Annotated in this window: 13 protein-coding genes; 2 read left to right on the top strand and 11 right to left on the bottom strand. The window is 68.7% G+C overall.

Annotated features, from left to right (window positions below; all coding sequences use genetic code 11):
* From KV697_RS11485 to KV697_RS11460, 6 genes are read right to left on the bottom strand one after another with little or no spacing between them, the layout of a single operon-like run.
* A complete protein-coding gene (locus KV697_RS11485; protein WP_219018305.1) occupies positions 1-345 on the bottom strand; it encodes a hypothetical protein in 345 nt (114 codons plus the stop codon).
* Positions 346-355: 10 nt separating this feature from the next.
* Positions 356-1,480, bottom strand: a complete 1,125-nt coding sequence (gene flgI / locus KV697_RS11480; protein WP_219018304.1) for a flagellar basal body P-ring protein FlgI — start codon at positions 1,478-1,480, stop codon at positions 356-358.
* Positions 1,480-2,031, bottom strand: coding sequence for a flagellar basal body L-ring protein FlgH (locus tag KV697_RS11475; protein WP_219018303.1), 552 nt, complete (start codon positions 2,029-2,031; stop codon positions 1,480-1,482). The genes flgI and KV697_RS11475 overlap by 1 nt, the downstream gene beginning before the upstream one ends.
* Positions 2,028-2,654, bottom strand: a complete 627-nt coding sequence (locus KV697_RS11470) for a hypothetical protein (RefSeq protein ID WP_219018302.1) — start codon at positions 2,652-2,654, stop codon at positions 2,028-2,030. Before KV697_RS11470 ends, KV697_RS11475 begins: the two co-directional genes overlap by 4 nt.
* Before the next feature lie 31 nt (positions 2,655-2,685).
* Entirely contained in the window at positions 2,686-3,459 is a 774-nt protein-coding gene (locus tag KV697_RS11465; protein WP_219018301.1) for a flagellar hook-basal body protein, read from the bottom strand.
* Complete coding sequence (locus KV697_RS11460) at positions 3,456-4,178, bottom strand: flagellar hook-basal body protein (protein WP_219018300.1); 723 nt, start codon at positions 4,176-4,178, stop codon at positions 3,456-3,458. Before KV697_RS11460 ends, KV697_RS11465 begins: the two co-directional genes overlap by 4 nt.
* A gap of 422 nt (positions 4,179-4,600) precedes the next feature.
* Between KV697_RS11460 and KV697_RS11455 the strand changes: the two genes are divergently transcribed.
* Positions 4,601-5,893, top strand: a complete 1,293-nt coding sequence (locus KV697_RS11455) for a dicarboxylate/amino acid:cation symporter (RefSeq protein WP_219018299.1) — start codon at positions 4,601-4,603, stop codon at positions 5,891-5,893.
* Between the two features lie 70 nt (positions 5,894-5,963).
* Positions 5,964-8,069: a transglycosylase domain-containing protein gene (locus KV697_RS11450; RefSeq protein WP_219018298.1), complete on the top strand. Its 2,106-nt coding sequence runs from the start codon at positions 5,964-5,966 to the stop codon at positions 8,067-8,069.
* Between the two features lie 351 nt (positions 8,070-8,420).
* Here the strand turns inward: KV697_RS11450 and KV697_RS11445 are convergent, their stop codons facing one another.
* The 5 genes from KV697_RS11445 to fliQ are packed head-to-tail and all read right to left on the bottom strand — an operon-like array spanning position 8,421 to position 13,708.
* Complete coding sequence (locus KV697_RS11445) at positions 8,421-9,521, bottom strand: tetratricopeptide repeat protein (RefSeq protein WP_219018297.1); 1,101 nt, start codon at positions 9,519-9,521, stop codon at positions 8,421-8,423.
* A gap of 6 nt (positions 9,522-9,527) precedes the next feature.
* Positions 9,528-11,576 carry a flagellar biosynthesis protein FlhA gene (locus KV697_RS11440; RefSeq protein WP_219018296.1) on the bottom strand — a complete coding sequence of 683 codons (2,049 nt, stop codon included), beginning with the start codon at positions 11,574-11,576 and terminating at the stop codon, positions 9,528-9,530.
* A gap of 6 nt (positions 11,577-11,582) precedes the next feature.
* Positions 11,583-12,653 (bottom strand): EscU/YscU/HrcU family type III secretion system export apparatus switch protein, encoded by a 1,071-nt coding sequence (locus tag KV697_RS11435; protein ID WP_219018295.1) that lies wholly within the window; start codon positions 12,651-12,653, stop codon positions 11,583-11,585.
* 4 nt (positions 12,654-12,657) lie between these two features.
* Positions 12,658-13,425 (bottom strand): flagellar biosynthetic protein FliR, encoded by a 768-nt coding sequence (locus KV697_RS11430; RefSeq protein ID WP_219018294.1) that lies wholly within the window; start codon positions 13,423-13,425, stop codon positions 12,658-12,660.
* A 13-nt stretch (positions 13,426-13,438) separates the two neighbouring features.
* Entirely contained in the window at positions 13,439-13,708 is a 270-nt protein-coding gene (gene fliQ / locus KV697_RS11425; RefSeq protein ID WP_219018293.1) for a flagellar biosynthesis protein FliQ, read from the bottom strand.
* Positions 13,709-13,898: the final 190 nt, after the last annotated feature.

Below are 13,898 nucleotides of genomic sequence, written 5' to 3'. Positions count from 1 at the left end.
TCAGCGGCCCCCGGCCAGCGCGGCGCGCATCAGGCCCATCTCGCGGCCCAGCACATCGACCAGCGCGGCATAGCGCATCGACGTGGCCGAGGCGGTCGCCAGTTCCAGGTCGAGCCGCGCCTCGTTGCCGAACGCGGGCAGCACCGCCGTCACCCGGTCGGGCCGGACCGCCGCGACCGCCGCCGCGCCCTGCCCGGCGGCGGCGCGCAAGCGGTCCTCGAAATCGACGCGCACGGGGCGATAGCCGCGCGTGCTGGCATTGGCGATATTGGCCGCGCTCGCCTCCGCCCGCGCGGTCAGCCCGTCCAACGCCTTGGCGATAATCAGCGGGGTCAGCGCGTCCACGTCTCTCTCCTCACTTGACGACCAGTTCGGCGTGCAGCGCGCCGGCGGCCTTGATGGCTTGCAGGATGCCGATCATCCGCTGGGTATCGACGCGCGCACGCGACAGCCCCTGGACGAGATCGGCGATGGTCGTGCTGGGAAAGCGGAAGGCGCGGTCGCCGACGCCTTGCGCGACATCCAGTCTGGTGTTGGTCACGACCAGGCTGCGGACGCCCGCGCCGGGCTGGACGACGTCGCTGGCGAAACCGGCATAGAAATCGGGTTGCGAGGCGATATTCTCGGCGACCACCGATACCTTGATGTCGCCCTGCGCGATGACGACGGGCGAGATGGTCACGTCGCCGCCCGCGACGACGGTGCCGGTCCGCTCGTTGATGACGACGCGGCGCTGGGTCGCTGGTTCGACCGTCACCCCTTCCAGGGCGGCGAGAAAGCCGGTCAGGCCGGTCGGCGGCCCGGCGAACCGCACGCGCACCTCATCGGCATTGCGCGCCCAGGCGGTGCCCGCGCCGAAGCGGCGGACGATCCCCGCCGCGATCCGCTCGGCGGTGGCGAAGCTGGGGTCGGACAACAGGAAGGACAGCTCTCCGTCCGGCTTCAGGATATGGCTGTCGACCGGCGCCTCGATCGTCGCGCCGCCCTCCAGGATCGCCGAGGTCGGATAGTTGCGCTGTTCGCGGTTGAGCTGGCTGTCGAAGCGGTGTCCCCCGACCAGCAGCGGCCCCTGTGCCAGCGCATAGGGCTTGCCGTCCGGGCCGAGCAGCGGCGTCATGACCAGCGTGCCGCCCGCCAGGCTGCGCGCGTCCCCGATCGAGGCGATGCTTGCATCGATCCGGTCGCCGACATTGGCGGAGGCGGGCAGCGTGCCGGTGACCATCACCACCGCGACGTTGCGGCTGCTGATCTCCGCTTCCGCGACATTGGTGCCCAGGCGATTCAGGACGTTGCGCAACGCCTGGCGCGTGACGGCGCTGCGCCGCGTATCGCCCGATCCCGACAGGCCGACGACCAGGCCGTAACCGACCAGCGCATTTTCGCGCCACCCCTCGAACCGGCCGAGCGCCTTGATCGGCACCGTCTGCGCAGGCGCGGGGGGCGCCACGATCAGCGTGAGGAGCAGGAACAGGGCGCGCATCAGCCCAGCCCCAGGAAGCTGAAGACCCGGTTGATGATGCCCGGCCGCGACCCGCGCGTCACGAAGCCGCGACCGCCATAATCGATCTCGGCATCGGCGATGCGCGACGACAGTACGCTGTTGTCGGGGCCGATATCGGCGACCCGGATACGCCCGCGCACGCCGATTTCGGTATGCTCGCCGTTGATCGCCATACGCTGCCGCCCGGTCACGACCAGATCGCCATTGGGCAGGACCTGGGTGACGACCGCGCTCAGTCGAGTCACCAGCCGTTCGCTGCGCCGCGCCTCGCCGCGTCCGGCAAAGCCGCCGCCCAGCGTCGCGCGGGCGCGTTCATCGATCGCTCCGGCGTCGAGTGTGGCGGCGGCATCGGTAGCCTTGCGGCTGTTGTTCTGCGCCGAATTGCGCGCGTCGGTCGACTGGAAGACGACGATGGTGATGGCATCGCCCAAGGCCTGCGCGCGCTGGTCGTTGGCGAGCGCGCTCCAGGCGCTGCCGCGAAACAGATTGTCGGGGACGGGGGCCGCGAGCAGCGCGATGGCCAGGATCACCGCGCATCCTCTCGAAGGGCGAGCGGCGCGGCGAAGACCTGTCCTGTCGCATCGCGGACGAACACCCGGCGGCCGGAGCGTCCCACTTGCAGGGTCGTCACCGGGCGCTCGATCGTCACCACGCCTGCGGCCGACCGCAAGGTCAGAGGCGTGCCCGGCGCGACCTGTCCCGCTGCGGCGGGTGCGAACCGGCCCAGCGATCGACCGGCCGGAACGGCGACCCGCACAACCGGCTGGCCGTTCGCGCCGCCGATCGCGGCGACCGTGCCGCCACAGGGACCGGACTCCACATCGCGTGTGGTCACCGTCTGCCCGGCGACCAGCGCATGGCGGGCGATCCAGCAGGTTGCGGCGACGGGCGCGGCCATGCGGCGGGTGATCGTCACCGGGCCGTTGCCCGTCACCGTCAACCCGCTGCGCCGGACGAGCGCGGCAACCGTCGCCCAGCGCAACGTCATTTGCCGCTGCCCCTCCGGCAGACGCAGCACGACACGCTTCGCCGATGCGCCCGCCAGCGGCCGTCCCCGTCCATCGCGCAGGAGGTCCCCGGCCCGCACGTCGCGGGCGTCGACCGTCACCATCGGCACGAGCGTCAGCCCGGCCGCCAAAGCCACCAGCATCATGCCTTTCTCCCGTCCCCCTTTCGCGCCCGCGTCAGCGACGCAGCGTGTTCGCGATCCCCATCATCTGGTCGGCCGCTTGGACGATCTGCGCATTCGCGGCATAGGCGCGCTGCACCAGCATCATCCGCACCATCTCGTCGGTCAGCTGGACGTTGGAGCGCTCGATCGAACCCTGGACCAGCCGCCCCGCGCCATCCTCGCCAGCCGGTGCCTCATCCAGCCGCGCATCCTCGGCCAGGCGGTACAGCCCGCCATCGAGGCGTTCGATGTCCGCCATGTCGTTCAGGCGGACGAGCCGGATCTGCCCGACCTCGACCGGGGCGGCATCCGCGCCGCCCTGCACCTGTACCGTGCCGTCGGCGCCGATGCGGATGTCGGTCGCGTCGTCGGGAATGGTGATCCCGGCCTTCAGCGCAAAGCCGCCCGCACCGGTCAGCACCCCATCCTCGCCGACCTTCAGGCGACCGCCACGCCACAGCAGCGTGCGACCATCGGCGCCCATCAGTTCGATGAACCCGGCGCCTTCGATGGCGACGTCCATCGACGCCCCGGTCTTCTGCAGTTCGCCCTGGTCGCTGAGCATGAGTTGCAGGTCCAGCGCGACCCCCGCCAGCGTCGGGGCTGCGGATTGCAGGTCGGCGGGCAGGACGACCGGATCGGGGCCGCTGGCGACGACATCGGCGAAGCGCACCTCCGACCGCTTGAACCCGCTGGTGTTGATATTGGCGATGTTGTTGGCGATCGCGTCGAGCGCGCGCTGCTGCGTACCCAGACCGACCGCGCCGACATAATAGGCGTCGCTCATTTGCCGCTGCTCCCGAATGCGCTCACCGCCCGTCCGATCAGTTCGTCATAAAGCTGGATCAGCCGCGCCCCGCTCTCCGCCTGGCGCACCGCGACCATGCTCTGCGTCATCTCGTCGCCCAGCGTGACGTTGGAGCCTTCCAACATCCCCTGGCGCACCACCGCGCCCTCGGCCTGGGCCATGGTTCCGTCCGGCGCGGCATAGAAGCTCTCGCCGACCGCCGTCATCGCCGCCGCATCCGCGCCCGTCTCGATGGCGATGCGCGCGATCGGCCGTTCGCCGTCCAGCACCGTTCCGTCCTGTCGGATGCGCATCGTCGTGCCGTCCAGCACGAGGTCGCCGCCGCCCGCCTGCTGCAGCACATAGCCCTGCGGACTGACGACGAGCCCGTCGGCGTCGCGGTGGAATTGTCCCTGGCGCGTGTAGAGGATGCCGTCCCCGGCACGAACCCGGAAATAGCCTTCGCCGCTGATCGCCAGATCGAAGGGGTTGCTCGTCTGCGACAGCTGGGCCTGCGATCGGTCGTGGCGGACCATCAGCTCGACCATGGCCTCGGCGGGAGAGGCGGGCATTGCCGATCCGGCCGCCATGGCCTGCGCAAAGCCGATGCGGCGCTTGTAACCCGGCGTTGCGATATTGGCGACATTGTGCGCCACCACGTCGAGCCGCCGCTCGGCCATGCGCATGATCGCCGTCGCAGAGTCCACCAGCCCCGTCATACGCCCCCCCCTGTCACTCCGGGACGTTCAAGCCCGCACGCCTTTCCCGATCAAGTTGGATTGCGACCGAAACGAATAAGAGCCAGGTTCGAATTTCTATTTTCCATCCGGTTCCGAGTTAATGGGAACCGGATGGGGTAGATGATGCAGCGTGAACGCCACTCATGAACTTGCACGATATTTTGCCGAAATATTTTCAGTGCGGGCCGATCAATTTGCTCGTGGCGTGATGTCGCGGGATCAATTCATGCCACGACCGGCTAATCCTCGCCCGGAATGGCCGGATTTTCCGTCCGGATCGGATCGACATGGTCAGGACGGCTATCGCCCGAACGGTTCGGTGACCCGCGAAATCCGGAGCTTTGCCGCCCCATCATAAAAGTTGGTTGGGATCGTTTCGCAGGCTCGCTAGCTATGATGCGATGAGATTCCGTTTTTCCTTCGGCGCCCAGGTGTTCGTCGGCATGGCCATGGGCCTGCTGCTCGGTCTGCTCGCCCGGTCGCAGGGATTGGCCGGGCTGGCCGAGGCGCTGCGTATCGTCGGCGAAAGCTTCGTGCAGTTGCTCAAGGTGCTGGTGGTGCCGCTGGTGTTCACCGCCATCGTCGCCTCGATCGCGGCACTGCGCGACTTGAACAATGCCGCGCGGCTGGTCGCCGCCACCTTCATCTGGTTCGCTGTCACCGCGCTGATCGCCGTCACCATCGGCCTGACGCTGGGCACCGTGCTGCAACCGGGGCTCCATGCGGGCGTCGCGGCGGGGAGTGCGGTGCGGCCCGATACGGCAGGGTCGTGGCTGGACTTCCTGCGCGGGCTGATCCCGTCCAATATCCTGGGCCTGTCCGCCTCGACGAGCGCGGGTGACGGCGGCGCGTTGAAGACCGGGCTGTCGTTCAACATCCTCCAGATCATCGTCATGGCGGTCGCGATCGGTGTGGCGGCGGTGCGGGTCGGCGACAAGGGCGAGAGCTTCCTGTCGTTCAACGCCTCCGCGCTCGCCATCTTCCGGCGCATCCTGTCCTGGGTGATCCGGCTGACCCCGATTGGCTCGGGCGCGCTGCTCGGCAATGCGATCGTGCGTTATGGCTGGCAGTCACTGTCCGCGCTCGGCAGCTTTGCCTTGGCCGTCTATATCGGCCTGGGCCTCGTCCTGTTCGTGGTCTATCCGTTGCTGCTGCTCGCCAACGGGCTTTCCCCGAAGCGTTTCTATGCCGCCGCCTGGCCCGCCATTCAGCTGGGCTTCGTGTCGCGCTCGTCGATTGCCACCCTGCCCGTGACCGAGGATGCGGTCGAGCGGCGGCTGGGCGTGCCGCGCGCTTACTCGGCCTTTGCGGTACCCTTTGCCGCGACGACCAAGATGGACGGGTGCGCCGCCATCTATCCGGCGATCTCGGCTTTGTTCGTCGCGCAATATTACGGTCTGCCGCTGCATGTCGGCGATTATGTGCTGATCGTGCTGGTGTCGGTGCTGGGCTCGGCGGCGACCGCCGGGCTGACCGGTGCGGTCGTCATGCTGACGCTGACCCTGTCGACCCTGGGCCTGCCGCTGGAGGGCGCGGGGCTGTTGCTGGCGATCGATCCGATCCTCGACATGGGCCGTACCGCGATCAACGTGGCGGGGCAGGCGCTGGTCCCGACCATCGTCGCGCACCGTGCGGGCCTCATCACCGACACGCCGCCGGTCGACCGCTTGCCGGAGGTGCCGCAAACAGGGTAAACGCGTGCATGAGCTTGCGCGCGGTGTTCTGGTAAAGTAATACACGCGAGGCCGATCGCCGGAACCCCAGATGCGCCCCGACCCATTTAATCCCGACCGTACACCCCTGGACCGCCCCTATGAGCCGGTCGGTCCGCATTATCCGCTCTATGACGCGGAGACGCAGAGCTGGACCTTCGGCCCCGATGAGGACGATGCCGGACCCGAGCGTCCGCGTCGGAACATCCGCTGGGGCCGGTGGATCGCGCGCGGGGTCGGCGCGGGCATCATCCTGCTGGTCATCGCGATTGCCTGGCTGGCCGTCACCGCGCCACTGTCGCGTTCGCTTCAGCCGCCGACGCCGCCCTCGATCACGCTGACCGCCGATGACGGCACCCCGATCGCGCGGCGCGGGGCGATCATTGGCGCTCCGGTCGACGCCGCCAAGCTGCCCGCCCATGTGCGCGAGGCGTTCATGGCGATCGAGGACCGGCGCTTCTATTCGCACTGGGGCATCGACCCGCGCGGCATCCTGCGCGCCGCCTGGCACAATGTCGGATCGGGCGGGGTGCGCGAGGGCGGATCGACCATCACCCAGCAGCTGGCGAAGAACGCTTTTCTCGATTCCGACCGCACGGCGGGCCGCAAGATCCGCGAGGCGATGATCGCCTTCTGGCTGGAGGCATGGCTGACCAAGGACGAGATCCTGTCACGCTATCTCTCCAACGTCTATTTCGGCGATAATGTGTACGGTATCACCGCCGCGTCGAAGCATTATTTCGGCCGCACGCCGGACAAGCTGAACATCGGTCAGGCGGCGATGCTGGCGGGGCTGGTCAAGGCGCCGTCGCGCCTGGCCCCCACCACCAACCTGAAGGGCGCGCGGGCGCGGCAGGCCGTGGTCGTCGCGGCGATGGAGGATGCAGGCTTCCTGACCAAGGCGGAGGCCGACGCGGTCCAGCCGCAGCGCGTGCTCGCCTCTCGGCCCGAGACCTTGCCCAGCGGCACCTACTTCGCCGACTGGGTGCTGCCCGAGGCGCGCGACCAGGCAGGCGAGATCAAGACCGAGGCGACGGTCCAGACGACGCTCAATCCCCGGCTCCAGCGGATCGCCGAGCGCACCGTGCGCAGCGCGGGGCTGAACCAGGCGCAGGTCGCGCTGGTCGCGATGCGCCCCGACGGCCGCGTCGTCGCGATGGTCGGCGGCAAGGATTATTCCAAAAGCCCGTTCAACCGCGCGACGCAGGCGCGGCGTCAGCCGGGTTCTGCCTTCAAGCTGTTCGTCTATCTGGCCGCGCTGCGCTCCGGCATGACGCCCGATTCGACCATCGAGGACGAGCCGGTCGACATCGCCGGGTGGAAGCCGCGCAACAGCGACGGGCGCTATCTGGGCAAGATCACGCTGCGTCAGGCGTTCGCGCGGTCATCCAACGTAGCCGCCGCGCGGCTGACCCAGGCGGTGGGCGTCAAGTCGGTCATCAAGGCGGCGCGCGATCTGGGCATCACGACCCCGATCCCCAACGAGGCGACCATCGCGCTGGGCACCTCGACCGTCAGCCTGCTGGAACTGACCGCCGCCTATGCCGCGGTCGCCAATGAAAGCTATCCGGTCGCCGCGCGCGGCCTGAACGACGTCAAGGAAAAGGGCTGGTACCAGTCGCTGACCGACCGCAAGACCGGCTTCTCCTCGGCGGTGCATGACGGGATGCTCGACCTGTTGTCCTCCTCGATCAAGACGGGGACGGGTCGGCAGGCGCTGCTGACCGTCGACGCTTATGGCAAGACCGGCACGACGCAGGACTCGCGCGACGCGCTGTTCATGGGCTTCGCGCGCGATCTGGTGGTCGGCGTGTGGGTCGGCAATGACGACAACACGCCCAATCCCGGCCTGTCGGGCGGCGGCGTGCCCGCCCGCATCTGGCGTGCCTTCATGCAGTCCGCGCTCGACATCCCGCCGGTGCCGTCGCCGGTCGTGCAGGAAGCGGTCGACCCCGACGCGCTGGCGAATGGCACGGACGAAGAGATGATTCCGACCGAAAGCGATCCGGTCGGCGAGATCATCCAAGGCCTGGGCATCGACCTGCGCACCGGCGACGACGGCTCGATCACCGTCGGCCCCGGCCGCCGCCGCCCCGACCGCGCCGCCCCGCCGCCCGAGGATCGCCGCCCGCCCGACGAGCGCGACGAAGAGGAATAACGGGCGCTTTCGAGCGGGAGGGGGCTTTTGCGGCTTAGCGATAGCGCGAAGATGATGGTGTTCGCGCGGAGGCGCGGAGGACGCAGAGAAGCGATCGATATTCTGCCCTGTAAGGGGCCGTGTCGCCATGGCAGGCGCGCGGGTAGCGAGAGCAACGGCCGTCGCCCTACATCCTGACCGCCTCTAGGTGTTTGATCCAGCTGACCTGAACTAATGCCCTACCGCCCCGGCGGAGGCCGGGGTCCAGTTGGGGGTAGGGTTGCGACGCTCCGGCGTGCTCCATTAATAAAGCCTTTGCAACTGGACCCCGGCCTCCGCCGGGGTGGTGCTTCCGCTTGGCTGGATCAAACTCTAAAACGCCCCCAGCCGGGTCAGCGCCTGGCCGATCGTCCGGCCCTGGCCGTCGATAGGGGTGGAGAGGGCGAGCGTCACGATCCGTTCGGCCTTGTCGCGGTCACCGCCGCCTGCCGCGAGCATCGCCGCTGCCAGTGCGCCCGCGAAGCTCTCACGATCCAGCCGCTGGGCGAGCTCGGTCCGCCGCTGCCCCGCCTGCGTATCGCCTGCCATCAGGTCGAGCACCGCGAGCGAGCCATGCGCCTCGGCGAAGCTGTCGTCGATCGCGACCGCGCGCTCGAAACGCGCCCGTGCCGCGTCGGTGTCGCCTGCCAGCACATGCACCCATCCGGCGGCGATCCAGGACCCCAGATGCGTGCCGAACAGCTCCGCGCCGCGATCGAGATCGGCGAGCGCATCGGTGCGGCGATCGCTGGCCAGCGCGACCAGCCCGCGCCCGACCAGCGCGCGGGGATTGTCCGGATGGCGCGCCAGCGCGGCGTCGAACAGCGCGGCCGCATCGGCGATATTCTCCTCCTCCAGCGCCAGCGTCGCCTGGGTCACCAGCGCCTCGGGATGGTCGCCCGCCCGCGCGGCGGTATCGCGCGCGAGGTCGAGGTCTTCGAGGTCGATCGCCAGCGTCGAGACGGCTGCGTTCAGCCCGCGATGATCGGGAAACCGCGCAACCGCGTCGCGGGCGACGGTCTCGGCCCGTTCCATCTCGCCGCGTTCGTGGAGCAGGGCGACCAGCAACTGCGCCGCCTGCGGAATGTGACGCGCGGTCTCGTCGTTCAGGCTGTCGAGCGCACCGTCCCGGTCGCCGGTCATCATCAGCGACCAGCCGAGATTGTACCGAACGGCGGGCTGGTCGACGCCCTTGTCGAGCAGCCCACGAAACGCGGCCGTCGCGGCGGGCCAGTCCCGCACGGCCATGGCGGCCAGCCCCGTCACATGGTCCATCGCCGGGGTCGGTCCCGCCAGCGCGCGGTGACGGGTGGCCAGCGCCGCGGCATCCTCCGGGCGCCCCGCCTCAATCGCGGCGCGCGCGGCATCGGCGATCAGCGCCTCGTTATCGGGGTCGGCCTTCAGAAAGGCGGCAAGCTGGTCGTAATCGGGCATGGCAGGTCAACCTTGCTGTTCGAGGCGGACGATGTCGAAGGATTTGAGCGTGATGCGCATCGGAATCTCGGCCACCGACAGGATAGAAAGGGTCGGCAGGCTGCGCCGGGTCAGCGCCTTCAGATGGCGGCGCAGTTCACCGCCGCACAGCAGGACGGGCGCGCGGCCCTGTCGGAACATCTCCTCGGTCAGCGGCGCGAGGCGGCGGATCAGTTGTTCGGCCAGGCGCGGCTCGACCGCCATCGACGCGCCGCCCGCCGCCGCGCCGAGACTCGCGGACAGCTGGTTCTCGACACGCGGGTCGAGGCTGAGCACGGCCAGGTCGGGATGGCGCCCGCGCAAGGCATGGCAGATGGCATAGTTCATCCGCTGGCGGATCAGCTCGGTCAGTTCGGCGGGGTCCTTCTGCGCGCGGGCCAGATCGACCAGATGCTCGACGATCAGGTCGAGATTGGCGATCGACACGCCTTCGGACAGCAGCGACTGGAGCACGCGCTGCACGTCGGACACCGACAGCGTCTGCGGCACCAGTTCCTCGACCAGACCCGGTTGGCGGCGGCGCACCCCGTCGAGCAGCCCGACGACGGTGGCGCGGGTCAGCAGCGTGCCGACCTCGCCCCGGACGATCTCGCCGAAATGGGTGGCGAGAACGGTCAGCGGATCGATGATCGTGCAGTTGGCGGCCTTGGCGGTATCGCCCTGCGCCGGATCGATCCACCAGGCGGGCAGGCCGAAGGCAGGGTCGACGGTCTCGATCCCCTCCAGCACCGGCTTCTGCCCCGATCCCGACACCGCCAGCACCCGGTCGGCGTGAATCGTGCCCGCGCCATATCGCGCGCCGAACAGGCGGATTTCATAGTCATGGCTGCCCAGCCCCGCCCCATCTTCAAGTCGGACGGCCGGGAAGGGCAGGCCGAACTGCTCCTCATGGGTGCGGCGCAGGCTGGCGATCCGCTCCATCACCAGCGCACCCTCACCCGCCCAGGCCACCGATAGCTGGTCGCCGAGCCGGATTTCGAGCGGCGGCGAGGCGGTGGATTCGGCGGCGATGTCCTCGTCGAGCGGCTGCGCGGCGTCCTCGGCAGTGCGCGTGCGGATACGCCACCAGGCGATGAAGGCCAGCGCGCCGATCACCGCGATCGGCCATTTCGGCATACCGGGCAAGAGCAGCAGCGCGCCCAGCACCGCCGCGACGATCAGCGGGATGCGCGGCACCGAGCCGAGCTGGCGGAACACCTCGGTCGACAATTCGCGGTCAGAGGCGGAGCGGGTGACGATGATGCCCGTCGCGATCGAGATGATAAGCGCGGGCAGCTGGGTGGCGATGCCGTCGCCGATGGTCAGCAGCGTGAAGTGGCTGAGCGCCTGGGCCCATTCCATGCCCATCTGGCTGACCCCGACGATCCACCCGGCGATGATATTGATGAGCAGGATGATGATGCCCGCGATCGCGTCGCCTTTCACGAACTTTGATGCACCGTCCATCGCGCCGTAGAAGCTGGCTTCCTTCTCCAGTGCTTTGCGCCGCGCCACCGCCTCGTCCCGGTCGATCAGCCCCATGTTCAGGTCGGCGTCGATGCTCATCTGCTGGCCCGGCATCGAATCGAGCGTAAAGCGCGCCGCGACCTCCGACACGCGCTGCGCGCCGGCGGTGACGACGACATATTGCACGACGACCAGGATCGCGAAGACGACCAGGCCGATGACGAAATTGCCCCTGACTGCAAAGGCGCCGATCGACCCGATCACGGCGCCCGCATCGCCGCCGGTCAGGATCAGCCGCGTCGCCGCGACATTGAGCGACAGGCGATAGAGGGTCGCCACCAGCAGCAGCGAGGGAAAGGTCGAAAACTCCACCGGCTTGCCGACATAAAAGGTCAGCAGCATGATGGTCAGGCCCAGCCCGAAATTGGCGATGATCGCGAGATCGAGCAGCGCGGGCGGGATCGGCGTGAACAGGATGATGAGGATGCCGATCGTTGCGACCACCAGTGCAAGGTCGCGATTGCCGCTGGGCAAGGAGGGCAGGCGGGGGGCGGCGGAGGTGTTTGGCATGTCGGGTCAGCCTTGCTCGGCGGCCGCCTGGGCGCGGCGAAGTTCGATATAGAGGGTGGCGACCGCCTCGTAGCGGTCGGGCGGGACGGTGCCGCCGATGGGGCAGGCGCGGAACAGGGCGCGGGCCAGCGGCGGGTCGGCGATCACGGGCAGACCACGGCGGAACGCGTCCTCGCGCAAGGCCAGGGCATGGACATTGCGCCCCTTGGCCGCAATCTCGGGCGCCAGCATCGCGGCTTCGTCGTAACGGAGCGCGACCGCGAAATGCTCGGGGTTGACGACCAGCATGTCGGCCCCCGCCAGACTGCCCTGACCCTGCTGGATCATCTCGCGGTGAAGCTGTTTGCGGCGCTGCTTCAGGCGCGGTTCGCCTTCGCGTTCGCGCGCCTCGCGCGTGACCTCGCGGCGGCTCATCCGCATCTGCTTGGTGAACTCGCCCCGGACCATGATCTGGTCGAGGATCGCCACCGCCACGGCGACGAGCAGGAAGGTCCAGATCAGACGCATCCCCGCTGCCTGCAACATGGCGGGCAGCCGCTCGCCATCGCTCGCCGTCTCGGCAAAATGCGTCATCGCCCAGCGGACGACGAACCAGGTCGCGGCGGCATAGAGCGCGAATTTGATGATGCTCTTCAGCGTCTCCTTGAGCATCCGCATCGAGAAGAGGCGCTTCAATCCCTTGGCGGGGTTGAGACGGCTCCAGTCGGGTTTGAGCGGATGGAAGGTCAGCAGGAAGCCGCGCAGCTGGATTAGCTCCAGCGTCACGACGATCGCCGCCATTGTCCCGCCGAGCAGCGCAATGGGGGCGACCAACTGCCAGCCCAGCTCGCCCAGCATCGTCGCCACGCCGTCGGGTTCGCGCGCGCGCGCGATGCCGCCCGACAGCGACACGCGCATCGCGTGCGCCAGCGTCGCCATCAGCCCTTCGCCCGCCATCAGCACGAAGGCGGCGACCGAGAGCAGGGTGGCGAGGAAGCCCAGTTCGATACTGCGCGCGACCGTGCCCTTTTCGCGCGCCTTCTTGAGCTTGAACTCGGTCGGCGCCTCGCTGCGATTCTGTTCGGTCTGCTCGGCCATGGCGTCAGCCCATGCCCTCGCCAAGCGCATTCATCGTATCGAATGCGTATTCCAGGATCGTCGCGAACAGCGAACCCGACAAAGCGAGCGCGACCGGCAGCAGGATCAGGGTGGCCAGCGTCTTCACCTGAAAGCCGAGCAGCAGGACGTTCATCTGCGGCAGGGTGCGCGACATGAAGGCGATGGCGAGATCGAGGATGAGCAGCACCACCAGCACCAACCCCGCCAGTCCCAGCGCGAGCAGGAACACGCCCGAGACGTAACCGATCACGATCTGCGGATCGATCCGCCCCAACGCGCTGCCCAGCGGCACGCGGCGGACCGATGCGCCCCATATCGCGAGCAGCCGCGCGGGGCCTTGCGTCGCGAAGAAGATCGCACCCGCCGCATAGGCAAGGACGGTGCCGACCAGCGGCAGCTGCGCACGGGTCGCGGGATCGACCAGCACTGCCAGTCCGTAACCCGCCTGGATGTCGATCGCCCGCCCCGCGACCAGCAGCGCGGCGAAGGCGAGCTGGAGCGCCAGTGCCAGCGCGATACCGAGCAGCAGCTCGCCGCCCGCGACGGCCAGCACCCCGCCGGGCGGGGGCGTCATGCGCCATGTCGTGTCCGGATTGGCGGCGACCATCCAGCCCGCCAGCGCGATCGCCAGCATGACGCGGACAAGGGCGGGGATGCGGATCAGGGTGAAGGGCTGCGCGAAGGCGAGCGTCGGCACGATCCGCAGCGTCAGGAACAGCGTCGCCACCGCCTGGGCGACCAGAGCGTCCATGCCCGCCGCTCCTTCAGTTCACGAGCATCGGAATGGCAAGGTACAGCCCGCGCGCGAAATCGGTGACGCGCGTCATCATCCACGGGCCGAGCAGGATCATCAGCCCCGCGACGATCAGGATCTTCGGCACATAGCTGAGCGTCGCTTCCTGAATCTGGGTCGCGACCTGGAACACGCTGATGACGACACCGACGACCAGCGTCGCGACGAGGACCGGCCCGGCGACCATCAGCGCCTGCCACATCATGTCGTCGAGCAGGTTGAGCGCCCGGTCGGCTTCCATCGATCCCCCTTCATGCCCTCGGGCTTCCCGTTCAGCATAGGTTGGGGCCTTCGACGCACCACGGGAGATAGGTCCTGAACGGATGCGCCTCGGGCGGTGGCAGCCCCCCGCATGGTCCGGCCTAAACTTCTCCGATCCCTCCCCGACAAAGTCCTTGGCGACCAGCGCAGGGACAGGTCGCGTCGAAGGG

It is taken from the genome of Sphingomonas sanguinis (assembly GCF_019297835.1).
Classification (GTDB): domain Bacteria; phylum Pseudomonadota; class Alphaproteobacteria; order Sphingomonadales; family Sphingomonadaceae; genus Sphingomonas; species Sphingomonas sanguinis_D.
The sequence above is the reverse complement of the archived record's forward strand: the minus strand, read 5'-3'. Positions and strand labels throughout refer to the sequence as shown.

Excerpts from the sequence above, each read along its gene's own strand:
- KV697_RS11445 (WP_219018297.1), bottom strand. The coding sequence starts at position 9,521 with ATGCCCGATTACGACCAGCTTGCCGCCTTTCTGAAGGCCGACCCCGAT.
- KV697_RS11470 (WP_219018302.1), bottom strand. The coding sequence starts at position 2,654 with ATGATGCTGGTGGCTTTGGCGGCCGGGCTGACGCTCGTGCCGATGGTG.
- fliQ (WP_219018293.1), bottom strand. The coding sequence starts at position 13,708 with ATGGAAGCCGACCGGGCGCTCAACCTGCTCGACGACATGATGTGGCAG.
- KV697_RS11465 (WP_219018301.1), bottom strand. The coding sequence starts at position 3,459 with ATGAGCGACGCCTATTATGTCGGCGCGGTCGGTCTGGGTACGCAGCAG.
- KV697_RS11460 (WP_219018300.1), bottom strand. The coding sequence starts at position 4,178 with ATGACGGGGCTGGTGGACTCTGCGACGGCGATCATGCGCATGGCCGAG.
- KV697_RS11435 (WP_219018295.1), bottom strand. The coding sequence starts at position 12,653 with ATGGCCGAGCAGACCGAACAGAATCGCAGCGAGGCGCCGACCGAGTTC.
- flgI (WP_219018304.1), bottom strand. The coding sequence starts at position 1,480 with ATGCGCGCCCTGTTCCTGCTCCTCACGCTGATCGTGGCGCCCCCCGCG.
- KV697_RS11430 (WP_219018294.1), bottom strand. The coding sequence starts at position 13,425 with ATGGACGCTCTGGTCGCCCAGGCGGTGGCGACGCTGTTCCTGACGCTG.
- KV697_RS11455 (WP_219018299.1), top strand. The coding sequence starts at position 4,601 with ATGAGATTCCGTTTTTCCTTCGGCGCCCAGGTGTTCGTCGGCATGGCC.
- KV697_RS11450 (WP_219018298.1), top strand. The coding sequence starts at position 5,964 with ATGCGCCCCGACCCATTTAATCCCGACCGTACACCCCTGGACCGCCCC.
- KV697_RS11440 (WP_219018296.1), bottom strand. The coding sequence starts at position 11,576 with ATGCCAAACACCTCCGCCGCCCCCCGCCTGCCCTCCTTGCCCAGCGGC.